This window comes from Neptuniibacter sp. SY11_33, assembly GCF_047778025.1.
In the GTDB taxonomy this organism is placed as follows: Bacteria; Pseudomonadota; Gammaproteobacteria; order Pseudomonadales; family Balneatricaceae; genus Neptuniibacter.
This window is the reverse complement of record NZ_CP180543.1, coordinates 1,493,136-1,511,369: the sequence shown is the minus strand read 5'-3', so window position 1 is coordinate 1,511,369 and position 18,234 is coordinate 1,493,136. Positions and strand designations below refer to the sequence as shown.

The following is an 18,234-nucleotide window of genomic DNA, read 5'->3' as shown; positions in this document are numbered from 1 at the left end:
AGCCGAATCTTACCTTAATTAGACGTCAATTACTTCAAAGTCATTGGATAGACTATCCGCCTGTTCTTTACTGGTAACTACAGCCACACTGCCTTCTTTATCCAGAAGGTAAGTTTTAGCAACTCGCTTCAAATCATCCACTGTCACATTCAAGATGTGCGCACGGAACGCTTTGCGTTGCTCGGGTGTGCGTCCAAATAAAGAGCTGTGAAATGCTTGCTTAGCTTCACCGGCCGGCGAACCTGGCTTATCAATCGAGCTTACAACACCCAGAATCGCTTCTTCTAGTTTCTGAGCCTCATGCTCGGTCTCCAGAAGCCATTTCACTGCACCATCAAAGTCATCCAACGTTTCAGATAAACGAGGATCACGGTAAGAGAAGAAACGGAAAGCTGCATCACCAGAATCCTGACCAGCACCAGAACCATAAGCGCCACCTTTCTCACGAATGACGCGGTGTAAATAGCCATTACGTAAGAAGTCCCCCAAGATTGTAAGTGGCGCTGAATCAGGGTGATCTACCGCCACGGTAGGGAATGCTTTAGCACAGAAGCTTACCTGTGTACTGGTAACCCAAGCCTGTTTCACCTTGCTACGTAACTCTGGCAGCAAGAATCCGGCAGTAGTTTCGCTCGGAACATCCGCCCAGATGGACTCTAAGTAGCTCTGAACACTAGCCTGATACTCGTCTTCAGCCACTACAAGGTATTGACGCGGTGCAAGCTGGATCTTGCTATGCAACTCTTGTAGACGTTGTGAAAGCTGTTTAAGAGCATCTTCATTCTCTAGCTGATCATCTAGCTGCTTGTAATAGCAGATAGATTCAAGACCTTTTGTTGCATGAGATAATGATGCTGCAGGGCTCATTTTCGCAGCTGCAGCCATCATTGCGAATGCATGGCCTTGCCCTGTGATACTTTGTTCTTTCCGAGTGCGCTGTTGAGATACGACTTCACGAATACGAGGCAATTCATCAAAGCGAGCGAATTGCAGCGTCTCTTTTAACAGATCTAACAACGCCTCATGTTTCGATACTAAGGCTTTACCCGTTAATGTGAAGTAGCCTTTTACGTCTTGCTCATTGTCAGGTGCCCCTCTTACTGAAGCAAAACCATGAACGCCACCCGTCACTTCTGTTTGATACTGCTGATTTTCTTGATAAGTACGATCACCGCAACCCAATTCAGTAAGAAGATAGCTGTAAAGCGGCAGTATGTGCTGCTCATCTTCAGTTAACTGCGGAAGCTGCATAATAACCTGCTGATAAACAATACCGTTGGTACCACGGTCATAACGCGTCAAAGGCAGAGTAGAATCAACCGCCACATTTTCCGGCACTGACATTTCATCTGGCACATCGTTCAAGGTCACCTTCGGTAGGATCGATTCATCATCGACCTGCTCTTGTCGTTCCGCTAGCTCAGCAGCACGATCAATTAGCTGTTGTTTATCGTCATCCGATAAACCCGCTTTAATTTGAGCCAACTGTGCTTTCTCTGCAGCATCACGACTAGCCGCAAGTTTGTTGTCTGGGCGTAAAGTCAAACGAACACGATGAGGGTTATCTAGCAGCTCTTTAACCATGGACTGCACAAAGTCAGGCTGCTTAATCTCTTCACGCAGCTTTTCGAGCACTGGATCTAGGTTCAGAATAGCGATTGGATCGCCTTTGTTTACCGCAGCCCCGAGTGAAGACATGATCAAGCTAAGGCCATAAGGATAACCATCACCATTAATTTCACGCTGCTGCAGCTCTAATTGATGCAACTGAGCGTCCAGCATAGCTTGAGGGACACCTTCTTCAGCAACCTTCTGTAAGGTATCCAATACCAGTTTTTCAAACTCAGCAGCAGATTCTGACTCACTACCTTCGATACCGCACATGAAGCTCATTTCACGATTGGAATCTTCTAAACCGCATAACGGGGAAGGTGCACTTCCTAGATCAGTTGACTCAAGTGCGTAACGTAGCGGGGAAGCACTATTATCCAGTAACACACGTGACATCAGGTGCGCTTTAAGTTGTGCTTCTAAATCGTTGGAATGACCAAGAAGCCAAGCTAGAACATGGTGTGTTTTACCACTTAGATCCTCTTGATCAAGGTCGTACCCTTCTTCCACTCGCAATGGCGAGTGGTAGCGTTTCTCATCATGAATTTCGATAGAGGTGCCAAGCTTTTCGAAACGGCTTAGCGCTTTCTCTTCAAAGAACCCTTGAAGTTCAGTAGCAGGAATATCACCAAAGGTCATGATTACCGCATTACTTGGGTGGTAATGGGTTTTATAAAACTCAATTAGCTCATCATAGCTAAGGTCAGGGATGCTTTCTGGCTCACCGCCGCTATTGTGATGATAGGTCGTTGTCGGGAACAGATATTTAGTTACTGACTGCCACAAACGAGAAACCGGTGAACTCATAGCACCTTTCATCTCATTATATACAACGCCTTTGTATTCTAAATCGGATTCAGCATCACCCGTTTCTGAAAACTCGATTCGATGACCTTCTTGTTCAAAATCCAATGGATCTAAACGACTGAAGAATACAGCATCAAGATAGACATCTAAGAGGTTGAAGAAATCTTTGCGGTTTTGACTAGCAAATGGATAAGAGGTCCAGTCACTGCTCGTCATCGCGTTCATGAATGTATTAAGTGAACGGCGCGTCATCATAAAGAACGGATCACGTACTGGAAAACGCTCACTACCACACAAAGCGGTGTGCTCTAGAATATGCGCAACACCTTTTGAGTCTTCCGGCACAGTCCTTAGACCGACAAGGAAAACATTCTCAGTATGATCTGCCGCTATATGGAAATGCGAAAGGCCAGTCTGCTTATGCTCGTATTCCGTCACATCGATTCCTAATGACTCGATCTTTTCTGATCTCACAAATTCAAAAGATGAGTGTGATTCTACGACTGTATTCGATTGCGTCATGAAAATACTTGATCCTGTTACTAAAGGGACATCTATCCAAGCTACAAATTGCTATCTGTCCCGAGGTATTTAGGTAGGGCCAACTACACTAGCAGATTACCAATTCTGCTGTAGCCGCCCTATCCCATAAAAGCCCTAAATTTGGGCCATAGCACTATCATCTGATTGTAATAGCTATTTGCATATATGAACAACCTATAGACCCATATAGGCACAAAGCAGGTGCAATTAAGCCTCAATATTTTCTAATTTCCTGCAAAAACAGCTAATAAAACTGATTTTAGTGAAACTTAAACCATTTGTTACACCTCTATTAACCTATTGTTATATATAGGCTTAATCAAAAAAAACCAACCATACAAATATTTTTGTGCAATGCACAAAAAAATATTTGACAGGTTATTTATTAACCACTATATTTATCTCAAATGCTGCAACGCACAAAAACACTTTATTAAAGATTCTCAGAGGAATGGAAAATGTACGATGATCTAATGAAAGATGTTCAGGAAAAAATGCAACCAGCAATCGACGTTGCTGAAGTGAACAAAAAAGCACTAGAAACTCTGTTCTCTTTGCAGTCTGAATATGTAACTGATTTCGTAGATTCAAGCGTAGCTCAGCTAAAAGCTCTGTCTGAAGTAAAAGAGCCTAAAGAAGCAGTTGAGCTTCAAGTTGAGTTCTTCAAAGCACTAGAGAGCAAAACTACTGCGACTGCAGAAAAAGAGCTAGCTGCTCTTAACTCTGCAAAAGAAGAGATTTCTGAAATCGTTGAAAAGAGCCTTAGCGAAATCCGCGAAATGCCTTACATGTCTGATTTCAACAAGTTTCTAACTGAAGCTGCTGAAGCAACTTCCGCTGTTGTAGCTAACGCAACGCAAACTGAAGCAGCACCAGCTGAAAAAGCAGCTGCTCCAGCTAAGAAAGCACCTGCGAAAAAAGCTCCAGCTAAGAAAGCACCTGCGAAAAAAGCAGCAACTGCTGAGTAATTCATCGTTGGGGGTCACGTAACGACCCCACTTCTCTACTCTGGCTGGTTTATTCAGCCGAATTTTTTGCCGGTCTCCCAGACCGGCTTTTTTTATTTTAGTCTTGGATTATTGCTCTTTGGCCATTTCAGGTAAGGGCCCTTCCAAACCCATCGCAAATTGCATAACTTTATTTTTAGCTGGTGTCACACGACCCGCCAAACCTAACCCGATATTGCGCAAAACTTTGAGTGGACCACTCTGATTACTAAATACACGGTAGAATGCATCCATCGTCTGCATCATCAATAAATTATGCTTACGGCGCTGCTTTTCATACTCCTGCAACAACCCCAATTCCGTAACATCTTCACCGGTATTTGCAGCCGCTAAAATCACTTCTGAGAGAGCAGCAGCATCAAGCAGGCCAATATTCACGCCCTGGCCAGCTAGAGGATGGATCATATGGGCCGCATCACCTGCTAAAGCAAGACCTTCTAAAACGTATTGCTGTGCATGTTGGCGCCGAAGCGGAAATGCTCCACGACTTAGCAACTGATCAATTTCACCCAGCGCATCAGGAAAAGTGGATTTAAGCTCTTCCATAAAGCTTTCATCATCCTGAGCCAAGAGACGTTTAACATTATCCGGTGTGTTATACCAAACCAGAGAGGCGTTATTTCCTGCAAGAGGTAGAAAAGCAAGCGGGCCTGTCGGTGTAAACTGCTGCCAAGTAATATCTTCTTGAGCAAACTTAGTCGTCACAGAGGCAACCAGTGCATGCTGTTCATAGTCCCAACGGGTTACGCCTATACCTGCTGCTTGACGAACACGAGACTCACCACCATCTGCAGCAATAAGTAGACGTCCAATTATTTCACGATCATCTTTCAATCTAACGATACTGCTACCAGGAGAATAATCGATAACCTCAACTTCAGCGGGACAGATCAGATCAACATTTTCAAACGTCTGTAAGCGCTCTAAGAGTGCTAGCTGAATCACACGATTTTCGACAATATGTCCAAGGTGATCACGGCCAATATTATCAGAAACAAATTCGGTTGATGCCTTATCTTCGCTTGCTTCCCAAACCTTCATACGTCGGTAAGGACAACTGCGACGAGAGAGAATCCCCTCCCATGCACCGACCCTCTGAAGAATATTCTCAGAAGCAACACTTATCGCAGAAACACGCAAATCATTTGGTTGAGAAGGTTCATATTCCGCAGGATATCGACTTTCCAAGACAGCGACTGATAACGGGCTATTCCCAAGAGCACAAGCAATCGTTGCCCCCACCATACCACCACCGACAATGACGACATCGTAACGCGTATTCATAATTCCCAACCAACTTACTTTTTTTTGACTGCCCCGAAGTATACCCAAAGAGCCTGCCAACATCTTGAGAAAGATCAACAATTGTTAACGCGCTTTGATTAGCGAGGGATTCTTCAGGGTATTCATATTCTCTCAAAGCGGTTTGCTCTATAATGCCGCTTTGCAACAAAACCTAAACAACCTTACTGTTACCGAGTGCCCTGTGTCTGATACCTGCTTCTCAAATCTCAATCTTCCAAAACCGATGCTTAAGAACCTAGATCATCTAGGCTATAAGCAGATGACGGCTATCCAAGAGAAAGCCCTACCCGAGGTTTTGCGAGGTAACGACCTCATTGCGAAAGCGAAAACAGGCAGTGGTAAAACAGCTGCATTCGGTATAGGTACACTACTGAATTTAAATCTTCGTAGTTTCGCCACCCAAGCCTTAGTACTTTGTCCTACTCGCGAATTAGCAACACAAGTCGCTAATGAATTAAGAAAGCTTGCTCGATTTACAGAAAACGTGAAGATACTTACTCTCTGTGGTGGTCAATCGATCGGCCCTCAGATAGGCTCTTTGGAGCATGGCGCACATATTGTTGTCGGTACACCGGGTCGTATCAAAGACCATCTACGTAAGAAAACTCTGCACTTAGATAAAGTCACTACCGTAGTGCTTGATGAAGCGGATCGTATGCTGGATATGGGTTTTGCTGATGATATTCGTGACATCATCGGTCAGACACCAAAGAAACGCCAAACGCTGCTTTTTTCTGCTACTTACCCTAAAACTATAGCGAGCTTAAGTGCGGACATTCTCAATCAGCCAATTACGGTAGAAGTAGAATCCACTCACCAGCAATCCCAGATTGAGCAACATTTCTTTGAGATCGAAAAAGAAAATAAGCTTGAGAATTTAAGCGCGATTTTGGCTCAGTTCAAACCAGAATTTGCAGTGATTTTCTGCAACATGAAGCAAACCTGCAATGATGTACAGCAGCACCTTAAATCCTTAGGCTATAGCGCAAAAGCTATTCACGGTGATCTTGAGCAACGTGATCGTGATCAGATACTAGTGCAATTCGCCAACCGCAGCTGCTCTTTTCTCATCGCCACCGATGTGGCAGCACGTGGCTTGGATATTGACGACCTACCTTGTGTCATCAACTACGATCTCACTCGCGACGCTGAGGTTCATACTCACCGTATCGGTCGTACAGGCCGTGCAGGTAAGCAAGGTATGGCATTAAACCTTTATCAGCCATCAGAAGCTTACAAAGTGGCTGCCATTGAAAAGTATTTGGATACAGAGTTCCCCGTTACCGAACTGCCAGTCGCAGATCCGAACTATCAGCCGAACAAACCTCCAATGGCTACCCTTGCTATTGCCGGTGGTAAAAAGAACAAAGTTCGTCCAGGTGATATCTTAGGCGCGTTAACCGGCGATGCTGGAATACAGGGAAACCAAGTAGGCAAGATCAATGTTTATGATTTTGCCGCTTACGTTGCGGTTGAACGTAACGTTGCGAGAAAGGCTGCGGAACGCTTGAGCCAAGGAAAAATTAAAGGCCGCAAATTTAAAGTACGTCGCCTTTAACCTTCTTTAAGGGCTAAACGATCAAAGTGATGGCGATACTGGTCTGCCAGTATCGCCCATTTAAACCGATCGACATTCACTTGCTCCCCCCACTCTCCTGCGTACTTTCTTGCTGCTAACCGATCTAATCGCTCAGCTAAGACCTCAGCTTCACTCTCTTCTTTATAACGGCAGGCTTTAGGGAACAATTCTCTATACGCCAATCTGTCAGGGACTAAGGGCTCCGCACCAGACGCGACACCTTCTAAAACAGCGATCCCTTGGTAATCATGCACAGCTGTTGAAAGTACAACATCCGCTTTACGCAATAGAGCCAGATACTCCTCACGTGACGAGAGATAACCCCACTCTCCAGCACAATCACCTAGTAGCTCTCGAAGTTGTACAAATTGCTCTGGCACCTTTCTAAACTGCTGCCCGACCACATGGAGTTTAAAGTCCTTTCGCTTCTGCATCAGTTGTTCAACTGCATCAAGCAGTAGCTGAGGGTTTTTATCGTATTCCCAACGGTGATTCCAAACGATATGAAACTTATCAGATTCAGGAGAATGTATTTGGTAGCTATCAGACTTGATAGGTACAGACAGCACCGCTGAATTGTCTCTAATAAGCTCAATCAGATTTGGTGGTACTTGATCGGGCATCTTTCTTAAGAGAGCTTTCGCGCCATCCAAAAGCGTCTGTCGATTATATTCACTGTTAAATAAACAATAATCCGCAGCCAGCGCGGTATAAAGGTTCAGAATGCATGGCTCAACGGTTTTAAATGCTTTACCAGACTCAGGATAAGCGAATTGGTTTTCGTGGAAGTAAACCAGTGTTGGAATTTGGGCTAAAGATGGAACAAACCCACGCAAGGCAGACAGATCTGTCATAGAGGTCGCCACGACTAGATCATAAGCCTGGCTTAATATTTCCCTTTGATTAAACGCCCAACTAAGACTATTCCCCCGCATACGCCAGCTGAAATAGCGTCCTGGCAAAGATAATACTGTCCATTCGTGTTCATTTAAGTGCTCAACAAGCCCTTTACGCCAATAAACATGACTATCCGCATCGTAAGCTGAGAGAAGGAGTATTCGCATAAAGCCGCCGTTGAAAAAAATCGCTAGTGTATCAGCCAAATTTTGCTTTGTCCTATTACACTTAAAACAGAGTAACAAAACCAAAAGCATCAAAATACGATACCTTTTTTGAATTTTTAGCCCTATATCCTCAAAGTCCACATACTTTACGTATCAACCTTTGAGGAAACCGTAATGAAAATGACAAAGTTCAACAGCGTAATCAATGACCTAGAAAACTGCGTACAAGAAGGAGACATTATTTTTATCTCCATCAATAGTTTTCTTTACCGCCAAGTCGCAAAAGGCACTGGCAGCTGGACTTCGCATGTTGGTTTTGTCATTAAAGAAAATGATGAATGGTGTGTTTTAGAAAGCGCTGTTCCCTGTGTTAGACGCACGAGTCTAAAAGATTTTGTATCACGCACAACCAACGATGAGGTGAGCATATTACGACTTAAAGAGCCGTTAGTTGAAGCAGATATTAGCAAATTAAAACAAACCGCTGAGAAACGTATGGGGCGCTTTTACCACTTAGGCTTTAAATTCGATTCTAAGCGACAATTTTGTTCTAAATTTGTTTATTTAACCTTTAAGGAGGCGTTAGGAATAGAGTTAGGCAAAGTACAAACGCTAGCTGAACTATTAGACGAAAATCCACAAGCCAGCGTTAACTTCTGGCGCTGCTGGTACTTTGGCCTTGTACCATGGCAACGAAAAACAATTACGCCTGCCAGTCAATTGAATGACCCGCAACTCGAAACGATCTATACGACTGTCAGTCAGGGAACCTGAGAACAAGTCTTATGCGACTCAGGCTTACAGAGCAATTGAAGCACGAGGCAATGATTACAGGCATGCTGGTTGCCTGTCGAAAATCATTAACAAAGTGATTCAGTTGCTATGTAAGCCCCGTAGGGTGAGCCCTAAAGCGACCATCTACTTTGTCAGTCAGCTTGAAAAGGTCCAGACATTTCACTGCACTGACTTTCGCGTATCTGGTCGCTTTAGAACCCACTGAGAAAGCATGGGACTTATTCGCAGATTCCCAAACGCTGACAGTCAGATCTATTACTTACAGAGAGTTATAACGAGCAGCGCTGATAAATTCAGAGAAGGTTTCACACCAAATCACAGCCGTAGAATATTTAGCCAGATCAACACCCTCTGGCAAGTTAACCACAAAGCCATCAAATGTTTTGATTTCAGCAACCTGAACCATATCTCGCTTATTCTCAAGAAAGCTCATCTCGTCATCTACAAATACAGGAGAAAGGTAAAGCTTATAATCAGGGCCTGGTGCTAATTTACCTTTAAATGCAGCCACACCGCCACCCAGCATCACTGAGCCTTCTCCCCAATGTAAAAAGTCACTGCCTTTTAACTCTTTCACAAACTGACCTTCAAACTGCGCCTGAGCTACAGCCGAAGAGATCTCTTGCTCGGAAGGCCCCTGAGGCTGAATCAAAATAGGCAACAGGTATACGCCTAAAGCAAAGCCTGCGAAGCCAACTAGGCCATGACTAATCAGTAACATTAATTTTTTCATATCCCCTCCTAAAGCTGCTAAAACAGCCAATATAAAAAAACCACCCGAAGGTGGTTTTAGAATAGATCAAATTAGCTTAAAGCTTTTCAATTTCAGCTTTTGCTTTTAACTGAGCAAGGTGATCTTGGTAATCCTGCTGGCCTTGACGGTTATTAAGCATCATACCCATAAAGCGAATTTCGTCTTCTTGCAGCTCAATATCTTGCTGACCGATTGCGTCTAGCGCGATAATCATTTTGCTACCATCAACAGTATCAACTGCAGCATAAGTAGAACCACTTTGCGGTTTAACCATTTTGAATGCGGCGGTAAGAAGCTCTTGTGGAAGCTCTCTCTGGCTACGATTAACTGCAGGCTGCGTTACCACTTCATTACCTTCTGCAACAGTCGCTAGATCTGCTCCTTCAGTTAGCTGAGCAACAATCGCATTCGCTTTTTCAGTCATCGCCGCAGCAACTTGCTGCTCAACCAAAATAGCGCGGATCTGATCAGCTACTTCGCCTTGTGCTTTTTCACGAGGTAGTTGATGTTCAACTACACGTAAAACAACAGAGCGACCAGAATCCAATTCAACTGGCGTGCTATTCAAACCTTCATTGATCAGCTCCTGATCGAAAGCAACAGCAAGAATCTTCGCGTTGGAAGTAATCGCATCTTCGTTACCAGAACGCGCAAATAGCTCAGTTTTCTGAATCTCTAGTTCTAGCTCTTCAGATGGTTCTACCAGATCACCAGAAGAGAAAGAAACATCAGCTAAACGCTCTAACTGCTCAACATACTCTTCTTCAGCTTTCTGATTTAGAAGATCAGAACGAAGCTCTGCTTCAGCTTGCGCAAAAACAGGTACTTCAGACGCAACAAGATCCACAAGTTTGATTAAGTGATAACCGAACTCCGAACGTACAGGCTCTGAAACAGCACCTTTTTCTAGAGCATACAAAGCGTCTTCAAAGTCAGTTGAGAAAACACCTTTCTCATTAATACCTAAATCACCACCCATCTCAGCAGATGCTGGGTCTTGAGATTCTGACTTAGCTAGCTCTTCAAATGCTTCACCTGCTTTTAGGCGCTCAGCAATTGCATCAATCTTAGCTTTGGCAGCAGCATCGTCTTGCTGTTCAGAAATCTCGATAAAGATATGTGCAGAATGGCGTTGCTCTTGAGCTTGAAACGTATCAACAAGCTGCTGGTAGGCTGCTTGAAGTTCATCATTAGATACTTCGATACCTGCCTCTAGAGCGCTTCTTTCTAGTAGAAGATACTCAATTGCTACCTGCTCTTCAGTCATAAACTGAGAACTATTCTCTGCATAGTAATCGGCAATCTGCTCATCAGAAACGTTAATTTCAGCACGCACATTGTCTGCTGGCAGAGTAAAATAGCGAAGATCACGCGTTTGATTCTGCAGAACATTTAGAGAATTCAGTTCATTAGGCAAAGTGAACGCAGAAAGCATGAACGCAATACGTTCTTGCTCTGTCACCTTCTCTTTACGCACGATATCACGGTACATTAAAGGCGTAAGACCCGCGTTACGTAACGTAGCTTCAAACTGAGCGCGATCAAACTTACCGTCAAGCTGAAATTCTTTAGTTGAAAGAATCAGTTGATCAATCATTGTATCCGAGAATGTTAGGCCTTGATTTTGTGCAGATTGAACTAAAACCGATTGTTCAATCAGACCTTCCAAAACCATATTACTGATCAAATTATCATCCAGTAGCGAAGGATCGGCGTCCTCCCCCATCTGCGACAACATTTGACGACGCTGCAATTGAACGCCTTGATAGAGATCTTGCTGACTGATCTCTTCACCATTAACTGTCGCAGGAGCATTACTGCCAGCGGTTAAACTAACCAGCGATTCAACACCAAATAATGCAAAAGTAACAGCAATCAAGCCAACAATAATCTTGGCAATGATTCCCTGAGAGTTATCACGAATGGACTGTAGCATTATGCCTCTAAACCCCTGGCAATATCTTTAACACATAAAAAAGGCGCATTCTTACAAATGCGCCTTTCAAGAATTTTGTACCTGACTCACTAATATGATGTAGCTCGTCATTCTATGTAGAACAGAAATTGTCTGTGTACATAGTTGGCGGAACGGACGGGACTCGAACCCGCGACCCCCTGCGTGACAGGCAGGTATTCTAACCAACTGAACTACCGCTCCTTTCGCGGGTCTTTAACCCGCACCTTCAGCACTGTATTAGCGCTTCAGGCTGGGTAACTCACTAAACTAATGAGTTACCTCCCCTAAGTAAGATCGTGACGCGATCAGATCTTACTTGTTTACTGCGTCTTTCAGAGCCTTACCAGGCTTGAAAGTTGGCAGTGTAGCGGCAGCAATTTCAATTGGCTTGCCTGTCTGTGGGTTACGGCCCGTACGAGCAGCACGCTCTTTCACAGAAAATGTACCGAAACCTACAAGTGCAACAGAATCACCGTTTTGAAGTGCACCAGTAACCGCTTCCAGTGTAGCATCCAGCGCGCGACCCGCAGCTGCTTTAGGAATGTCGGCTGAAGCTGCGATAGCGTCGATCAGTTCAGACTTATTCACGTTGTTCCCCTTTAAATAGATCGTTATTTTTAATTGTTCCGTTATCCATGCCCAGCAAGATGGTCAGGCATTTATACCAAGGTGCAGAAAGGGGTGTCAAGACACCTAGAACACCTTTCTACCCCTGATGAATACTAATGTGGCTTTATTTGCTCCGGCTCAGCTTTTGCAGACTTTTCCTTTGTCGCCACTACTTCCTTCTCGCTTTTCTCTACAGGTTTTGGTTGATACTTTAGTGCGATGTCCAGCACCTCATCAATCCATTTAACCGCCTTAATATCGATATCTGCTTTGATATTGTCGGGAATTTCCTTTAAATCGCGCTCATTTTCCTTTGGAATAATGACCGTTTTAATTCCCCCGCGGTGTGCAGCGAGCAGCTTTTCTTTCAATCCGCCGATAGGTAAAACCTGCCCTCTTAGGGTAATTTCACCTGTCATTGCTACGTCAGCCTTAACCGGAATATTGGTTAACACTGATACTAAAGCCGTACACATTCCTATACCCGCACTTGGGCCATCTTTTGGTGTAGCACCTTCTGGAACGTGAATATGAACGTCTTGTTTCTCATGGAAGTCAGATGCTATACCCAGGGCTTCAGCACGATTTCTTACAACAGTCAGTGCAGCTTGAATGGATTCTTTCATCACATCCCCTAAGCTACCTGTAGTTACCTGACGGCCTTTACCCGGTACCACTGCTGTTTCGATGCTTAGGATATCACCACCCACTTGGGTCCAAGCTAAGCCTGTTACTAGGCCAACCTGATCCTGCTCTTCAGCAATACCGAAATTATGCTTGCGAACACCGCTGTAGTGCTCCAACTGAGCTTCTTCAATAATAACTGGAAGATCTTTCTTATCAGTCAAAGCAAGCTCTTTAACAACCTTACGACAAAGTTTAGCGATCTCTCGCTCAAGGCCACGTACTCCAGCTTCGCGGGTATAGTAACGGATCAAACCAGTAATGGCACTATCCTTTATCTCCACTTCACCTTTTTTCAAGCCATTATTCTTAAACTGCTTCTCAACAAGGTAATTTCGAGCAATATTCAACTTCTCATCTTCGGTGTAACCTGGGATGCGAATGATCTCCATACGATCCAATAAAGGGCCCGGAATATTCATAGAGTTTGAAGTACATACGAACATGACATCAGACAGATCGTAATCTACCTCTAGGTAATGATCGTTAAAGCTGTTGTTTTGCTCTGGGTCTAGCACTTCAAGAAGAGCCGAGGCTGGATCGCCACGCTGATCCATACCCATTTTGTCGATCTCATCCAACAAAAACAGTGGGTTTTTCACACCTACTTTCGACATCTTCTGCAGTAATTTACCTGGCATAGAGCCGATGTATGTACGACGGTGACCACGAATCTCTGCTTCGTCACGCACGCCGCCTAGAGCCATACGAACGTATTCACGGTTCGTAGCGCGAGCGATGGAACGACCTAGAGATGTTTTACCTACACCTGGAGGGCCAACCAAACAAAGGATCGGACCTTTCAATTTTTTAACGCGCTTCTGAACTGCTAAGTATTCAAGAATACGATCTTTAACTTCTTCAAGACCGAAGTGATCTTGGTTAAGTACCTTTTCCGCTCGCTTCATATCATGGCGAACTTTAGATCGCTTAGCCCAAGGGATTTGGATCATCCAATCGATGTAACCACGCACAACTGTTGCTTCAGCCGACATTGGCGACATCATCTTCAACTTATTGTATTCACTCATGGTTTTATCGAAAGCTTCTTGCGGCATTTTTGCTTCAGCAATTCGATTTTTCAGCTCATCCATGTCGTTAGTGCCGGACTCATCCAGATCACCTAACTCTTTTTGGATAGCCTTCATCTGTTCATTCAGATAATACTCGCGCTGACTCTTCTCCATCTGCTTCTTAACACGGCCGCGGATTCGTTTTTCCACTTCAACCAGGTCAATTTCAGACTCCATCAACGCCATTAGATGCTCTAGACGTTCTTTGTTGCTAAGCATCTCTAAGATCTGTTGCTTCTCTTCCAGCTTAAGCGACATGTGCGCAGCAATAGTATCTGCCAAACGCCCTACATCGTCGATGTTCTGGAGGGAAGAAAGCACTTCAGATGGAATTTTTTTATTTACTTGAACGAAGCGCTCAAATTGCTCTAAAACTGTACGCTTGTATAGCTCGCTTTCAGCTTCCGTCAGTTCTTCAATTGCAAGCATATTTGCTTCAGCAGTAAAGAAACCTTCATCTTCACTAAGCTTACTAATGGTTGCACGGTAATCACCTTCCACAAGTACTTTTACAGTACCGTCAGGCAATTTAAGCATTTGTAGTACGCTAGCAACGGTACCTACTTCAAATAGGTCTTCGGCCAATGGCTCATCATCCGATGCGTTTTTCTGCGCAACAAGAAGAATTTCTTTCTCCCCAGACATTGCAGCTTCTAGGGCCTCGATTGATTTTTCCCTTCCTACGAATAATGGGATAACCATATGCGGATATACCACCACATCCCTTAACGGGAGTACTGGCAATTCGATTAGTTGTTCCTGAATGTCGTCATGTTGTGTCATGAGCATAAGCCTCATCAACCAGTCCGCGATGTACTGCGGAGAAATTCTAAAAAAGCGTGTCTTAGGGTTACATGGGGGTCAAAATTTCAAATGCAACCAATTAGATACAAAAAAACAACGCGTTGGGAATATATCGAGGTAAGAGAACCGGGATACTAATTTTTATAGCAGCATCCCTTTATAGAGACAATCAAAAAAGGGGAATAAATTCCCCTTTTTTCACAGTTTGTAACACTTACTTGTAATAGGCCTTATCAGTAACACTGTGGTCAGTAATGTCACGAACACCAACCAACGTTTCGATACGTTCAACTAGTGTTTTTTCTACACCATCTTTTAATGTCATATCAACAGCGCTACAACCCTGACAACCGCCGCCAAATTGCAGTACTGCAATATTACCTTCCTCTTCCTCAACCACTTCCATCAGTTTCACTTCACCGCCGTGGGAAGCCAAACCCGGGTTGATTTCTGAATAGAGGATATAGTTAATCTGCTCTGAAATTGGGCTATCAGGTGAAACCTTAGGCACTTTTGCATTTGGTGCCTTGATCGTTAGCTGCCCACCCATGCGATCTTTTGCAAAATCCACATGCGCTTCATCTAGATAAGGAACACTGTTCTTTTCAATGTAGAAACGTAGCTGTGTCAGCTCCAGTATTTCATCATCTTCGATGACTTCATCTGGACGACAATAAGCTAGGCAAGTTTCTGCATAAGATGTACCTGGCTGTGTAACGAACATTCGTACAGCCATGCCCTCAACATCTTGTTTAGAAAGTAGCTCTTTTAGGTATTCTTCTGCCGTTTCTGTGACGGTGATATTCATACGGTGTCCTGTATGTTGAACCAATCAATTCTTAAGCTCTAGGATACACTCAAAGTAAACCCGAGTAAATTGCTCAACTATTAAACAATAAGTGAAAAATTCTATCGCAACATGGCACAACTCCGCCACCTTATTCAGCTCATCCATTAGATATAAGGCCTTAAAACTATTTTTCCATATAGGGATAGATCTTATTACAGAGATAATCTGATAGAATTGCTTTTTTCCTATTTTGACCCCTATGACATTCTTCAACCGACAAAAAATAATAATAGGTTTAGGGCTGCCGATTATCGCGGGAATGCTATCCCAAAGCCTGCTCAACCTTGTAGATGCCGTACTTGTCGGTCAGCTTGGCGAAGCATCTCTCGCCGGCGTAGGCATAGGAGGTTATGCTAATTTCGTGGCTATTAGCCTCATTCTTGGCCTGTCTTCTGGGGTACAAACGTTAGTGGCCCGCCATCAAGGCGAAGGCCAGCACGGCCATGCCGCCTCCCCTGTTCACTGGGGATTATTGATCTCACTTCTTTTTGCACTCCCTATCAGTTGTGTATTGATCTATTACTCAGAATCCATAGTCTCTCTGATGACTGAGGATTCGGCGGTACAAGACATCTCTGAAGCATATTTTGATTACAGAACAGCAGCCATGCTAGCGATAGGGCTTAATCTGTCTTTCCGCGGTTGGTGGAACGGCACTAAACGTCCAGCGACCTACTTTAAAGTATTAATAGCCACTCATCTGCTGAACGTTATTATTAGTTACTGTTTGATCTTTGGTGAACTAGGTTTACCAAGGCTGGGCGCGCCAGGAGCAGGTTTAGGTACTGCGATTGCATTGTATATAGGCGCCCTGTTGAACGCTGTAATGGTGTACAAGGACGCCAAACCTAACGGATTATTTAAATTCAGCACTCAGCAAGCATCCTCAATCTACAGAGTGATTAAGCTCGCGCTCCCTCATTCAATGCAGCAGTTTTTTTTAGCGTTGGCAATCTGCATTCTTATCTGGATCATTGGTCAGTTAGGTACCAGCGAACAAGCAATCGCACATGTACTGATTAATCTCTCACTTTTCTTGATCCTTCCTGCGGTTGGTTTTGGCGTTGCCTGTACCTCGCTTGTTAGTCATTCAATTGGTGAAGATAACTACCAAGAAGCAGCTCGCTGGGGATGGGATGTGATTGTCACGGCGCTGGTTTGCATTAGCCTCCTAAGCATTCCACTCGTCATATTCCCTGAGGCAGTTCTTTCTGCATTTTTAAAATCTGAACAACTAATAGATATCGCTGTACTTCCCTTACAACTAACTGCGCTAGCAATTTGTTTAGATGCAGCCGCGATTGTGTTAACCCAAGCACTGCTCGGCGTTGGTGCCAATCGCTCTGTTTTGCTTATATCTACATTTGGCCAGTGGTGCTTCTTTTTACCGCTAGCATGGTTATTTGGACCTGTTTTAGGCTTTGGGCTGCTAGGTATCTGGATTGTACAGATTGTTCATCGATTGCTTTCGTCTGCAATCTTTATCCGCATCTGGTCTCAACAGCATTGGCAAAAAGTCAAAATTTAACCTTCCAAGCGGCTTGATTGTTTGAACCGCGCTGTTTCATCTTGCTATAGTTTAAAAACCACTTTTAGGGATATGTAAATGGCTGATCAGTCACTGGTTTTTTCGTTCTTCTTAATTTTTACGGGTGCTGCCATCGTTGCGTCTTTGGCTCTCTACACTCGTCAGCCTTTACTCGTAGCTTATATCGTTTTGGGAGCTATTCTAGGCCCCTATGGCATGAGCATGGTAACTGATACTAAACTGCTATCTGATATATCCCACGTCGGCATCATCTTCCTGCTATTTCTTCTTGGCCTCGACATGCAGCCCTCTCATTTATTGCAGATGTTGCGTAAAGCCACCTTGGTCGCCATAGGAAGTTCGCTGATATTCTTTGTACTTGGCTACAGCGTAGGTTATGCCTTTGGTTACACTCAAACAGAAAACCTAATCATCGGTGCCGCTGTGATGTTTTCTAGTACGATCATAGGTATCAAGCTGTTACCCACAACTGTACTTCACCACCGCCATACCGGTGAACTAGTAGTAGGCCTTCTACTTCTACAAGACGTTATTGCAATTATGGTCTTATTGTTCCTGTACAGTGGCACTGATGGAGGGACAAGCAGCGACACTATGGCTCAATTCGCAACAACGCTCGCGGCGTTACCACTGTTGATCATTGGCGCCTTTGTCTTTGTAAAATACGTGCTGCTAAAACTGATCCAGAAATTTGATCGTTTCCATGAATATATCTTTCTTCTTGCGATCGGCTGGTGTCTTGGCTTAGCAGAAATGGCACATTTGGCAGGTCTATCTGCAGAGATAGGCGCTTTTGTAGCTGGAGTATCCATCGCCACCAGCCCAATTGCTCAATACATCGCAACAAGCCTAAAACCACTACGTGACTTTTTCCTGATCCTATTCTTCTTCTCAATCGGCGCCAGCTTTAATCTAACCTTAGTCAGCACGATTGCGATTCCAGCAATTATTTTGACTATTTTGGTCCTTGCGATTAAGCCAGTTGTGTTCCGCTTTTTATTAAGCCGTATTAGTGAATCGAAGCAGTTAGGATGGGAAGTGGGTTTTCGTTTGGGCCAGATCAGCGAGTTTTCACTGTTGATTGCTTATATAGCGGCGGGAAGTATGATGATTGGCGAAGAAGCCTCTCATGTTATTCAGGCAACAGCGATCTTAACTTTCTTGTTATCCAGTTATGTGGTGATCTTCAACTTTCCATCACCGATCGCAGTTTCAGATAAGCTTCGCCGAGATTAACCGGCGA

The 18,234-nt window shown here is 44.1% G+C and carries 13 protein-coding genes and 1 tRNA gene; 5 read left to right on the top strand and 9 right to left on the bottom strand.

Annotation, left to right across the window (positions count from 1 at the left end):
- Positions 1-18: 18 nt before the first annotated feature.
- Positions 19-2,940: an insulinase family protein gene (locus tag ACMXYV_RS07075; RefSeq protein ID WP_415891062.1), complete on the bottom strand. Its 2,922-nt coding sequence runs from the start codon at positions 2,938-2,940 to the stop codon at positions 19-21.
- A gap of 479 nt (positions 2,941-3,419) precedes the next feature.
- Here ACMXYV_RS07075 and ACMXYV_RS07070 point away from each other — a divergent pair, with 479 nt between their 5' ends.
- The gene (locus ACMXYV_RS07070) at positions 3,420-3,929 is read left to right on the top strand and encodes a phasin family protein (protein ID WP_415891060.1); all 510 of its coding nucleotides are present in this window, start codon (positions 3,420-3,422) and stop codon (positions 3,927-3,929) included.
- 108 nt (positions 3,930-4,037) lie between these two features.
- On the opposite strand, the gene ACMXYV_RS07065 is transcribed toward ACMXYV_RS07070, so the two are convergent.
- Entirely contained in the window at positions 4,038-5,252 is a 1,215-nt protein-coding gene (locus ACMXYV_RS07065; RefSeq protein ID WP_415891059.1) for a UbiH/UbiF/VisC/COQ6 family ubiquinone biosynthesis hydroxylase, read from the bottom strand.
- 202 nt (positions 5,253-5,454) lie between these two features.
- Between ACMXYV_RS07065 and dbpA the strand changes: the two genes are divergently transcribed.
- Positions 5,455-6,831 carry an ATP-dependent RNA helicase DbpA gene (gene dbpA, locus ACMXYV_RS07060; protein WP_415891057.1) on the top strand — a complete coding sequence of 459 codons (1,377 nt, stop codon included), beginning with the start codon at positions 5,455-5,457 and terminating at the stop codon, positions 6,829-6,831.
- Here the strand turns inward: dbpA and ACMXYV_RS07055 are convergent.
- Positions 6,828-7,916, bottom strand: coding sequence for a DUF3524 domain-containing protein (locus ACMXYV_RS07055; RefSeq protein ID WP_415891055.1), 1,089 nt, complete (start codon positions 7,914-7,916; stop codon positions 6,828-6,830). The genes dbpA and ACMXYV_RS07055 overlap by 4 nt on opposite strands.
- Before the next feature lie 174 nt (positions 7,917-8,090).
- On the opposite strand from ACMXYV_RS07055, the gene ACMXYV_RS07050 reads away from it, so the two are divergent.
- A complete protein-coding gene (locus ACMXYV_RS07050) occupies positions 8,091-8,690 on the top strand; it encodes a YiiX/YebB-like N1pC/P60 family cysteine hydrolase (RefSeq protein WP_415891053.1) in 600 nt (199 codons plus the stop codon).
- 280 nt (positions 8,691-8,970) lie between these two features.
- On the opposite strand, the gene ACMXYV_RS07045 is transcribed toward ACMXYV_RS07050, so the two are convergent.
- The 6 genes from ACMXYV_RS07045 to nfuA form a co-directional block, all read right to left on the bottom strand.
- Positions 8,971-9,444, bottom strand: a complete 474-nt coding sequence (locus ACMXYV_RS07045) for a DM13 domain-containing protein (RefSeq protein WP_415891051.1) — start codon at positions 9,442-9,444, stop codon at positions 8,971-8,973.
- Positions 9,445-9,520: 76 nt separating this feature from the next.
- On the bottom strand, positions 9,521-11,401 hold the full coding sequence (locus ACMXYV_RS07040) for a SurA N-terminal domain-containing protein (RefSeq protein ID WP_415891049.1): 1,881 nt from the start codon (positions 11,399-11,401) through the stop codon (positions 9,521-9,523).
- 145 nt (positions 11,402-11,546) lie between these two features.
- A tRNA-Asp gene (locus ACMXYV_RS07035) sits at positions 11,547-11,623 on the bottom strand.
- Between the two features lie 111 nt (positions 11,624-11,734).
- A complete protein-coding gene (locus ACMXYV_RS07030) occupies positions 11,735-12,010 on the bottom strand; it encodes an HU family DNA-binding protein (protein ID WP_007020114.1) in 276 nt (91 codons plus the stop codon).
- A 134-nt stretch (positions 12,011-12,144) separates the two neighbouring features.
- Positions 12,145-14,571, bottom strand: a complete 2,427-nt coding sequence (gene lon / locus ACMXYV_RS07025) for an endopeptidase La (RefSeq protein WP_415891046.1) — start codon at positions 14,569-14,571, stop codon at positions 12,145-12,147.
- A gap of 235 nt (positions 14,572-14,806) precedes the next feature.
- Positions 14,807-15,400, bottom strand: a complete 594-nt coding sequence (gene nfuA / locus ACMXYV_RS07020; protein ID WP_415891044.1) for a Fe-S biogenesis protein NfuA — start codon at positions 15,398-15,400, stop codon at positions 14,807-14,809.
- A gap of 241 nt (positions 15,401-15,641) precedes the next feature.
- On the opposite strand from nfuA, the gene ACMXYV_RS07015 reads away from it, so the two are divergent.
- Together ACMXYV_RS07015 and ACMXYV_RS07010 are read left to right on the top strand one after the other, a co-directional pair.
- A complete protein-coding gene (locus tag ACMXYV_RS07015; RefSeq protein ID WP_415891043.1) occupies positions 15,642-16,970 on the top strand; it encodes an MATE family efflux transporter in 1,329 nt (442 codons plus the stop codon).
- A 78-nt stretch (positions 16,971-17,048) separates the two neighbouring features.
- The gene (locus ACMXYV_RS07010; protein WP_415891041.1) at positions 17,049-18,227 is read left to right on the top strand and encodes a cation:proton antiporter; all 1,179 of its coding nucleotides are present in this window, start codon (positions 17,049-17,051) and stop codon (positions 18,225-18,227) included.
- Positions 18,228-18,234: the final 7 nt, after the last annotated feature.

What these genes read in the sequence shown, in the direction of transcription:
- ACMXYV_RS07050 (WP_415891053.1), top strand. Translation starts at nt 8,091, where the DNA reads ATGAAAATGACAAAGTTCAACAGCGTAATCAATGACCTAGAAAACTGC.
- ACMXYV_RS07040 (WP_415891049.1), bottom strand. Translation starts at nt 11,401, where the DNA reads ATGCTACAGTCCATTCGTGATAACTCTCAGGGAATCATTGCCAAGATT.
- ACMXYV_RS07070 (WP_415891060.1), top strand. Translation starts at nt 3,420, where the DNA reads ATGTACGATGATCTAATGAAAGATGTTCAGGAAAAAATGCAACCAGCA.
- lon (WP_415891046.1), bottom strand. Translation starts at nt 14,571, where the DNA reads ATGACACAACATGACGACATTCAGGAACAACTAATCGAATTGCCAGTA.
- ACMXYV_RS07065 (WP_415891059.1), bottom strand. Translation starts at nt 5,252, where the DNA reads ATGAATACGCGTTACGATGTCGTCATTGTCGGTGGTGGTATGGTGGGG.
- nfuA (WP_415891044.1), bottom strand. Translation starts at nt 15,400, where the DNA reads ATGAATATCACCGTCACAGAAACGGCAGAAGAATACCTAAAAGAGCTA.
- ACMXYV_RS07075 (WP_415891062.1), bottom strand. Translation starts at nt 2,940, where the DNA reads ATGACGCAATCGAATACAGTCGTAGAATCACACTCATCTTTTGAATTT.
- ACMXYV_RS07045 (WP_415891051.1), bottom strand. Translation starts at nt 9,444, where the DNA reads ATGAAAAAATTAATGTTACTGATTAGTCATGGCCTAGTTGGCTTCGCA.
- ACMXYV_RS07015 (WP_415891043.1), top strand. Translation starts at nt 15,642, where the DNA reads ATGACATTCTTCAACCGACAAAAAATAATAATAGGTTTAGGGCTGCCG.
- ACMXYV_RS07055 (WP_415891055.1), bottom strand. Translation starts at nt 7,916, where the DNA reads ATGCGAATACTCCTTCTCTCAGCTTACGATGCGGATAGTCATGTTTAT.
- ACMXYV_RS07010 (WP_415891041.1), top strand. Translation starts at nt 17,049, where the DNA reads ATGGCTGATCAGTCACTGGTTTTTTCGTTCTTCTTAATTTTTACGGGT.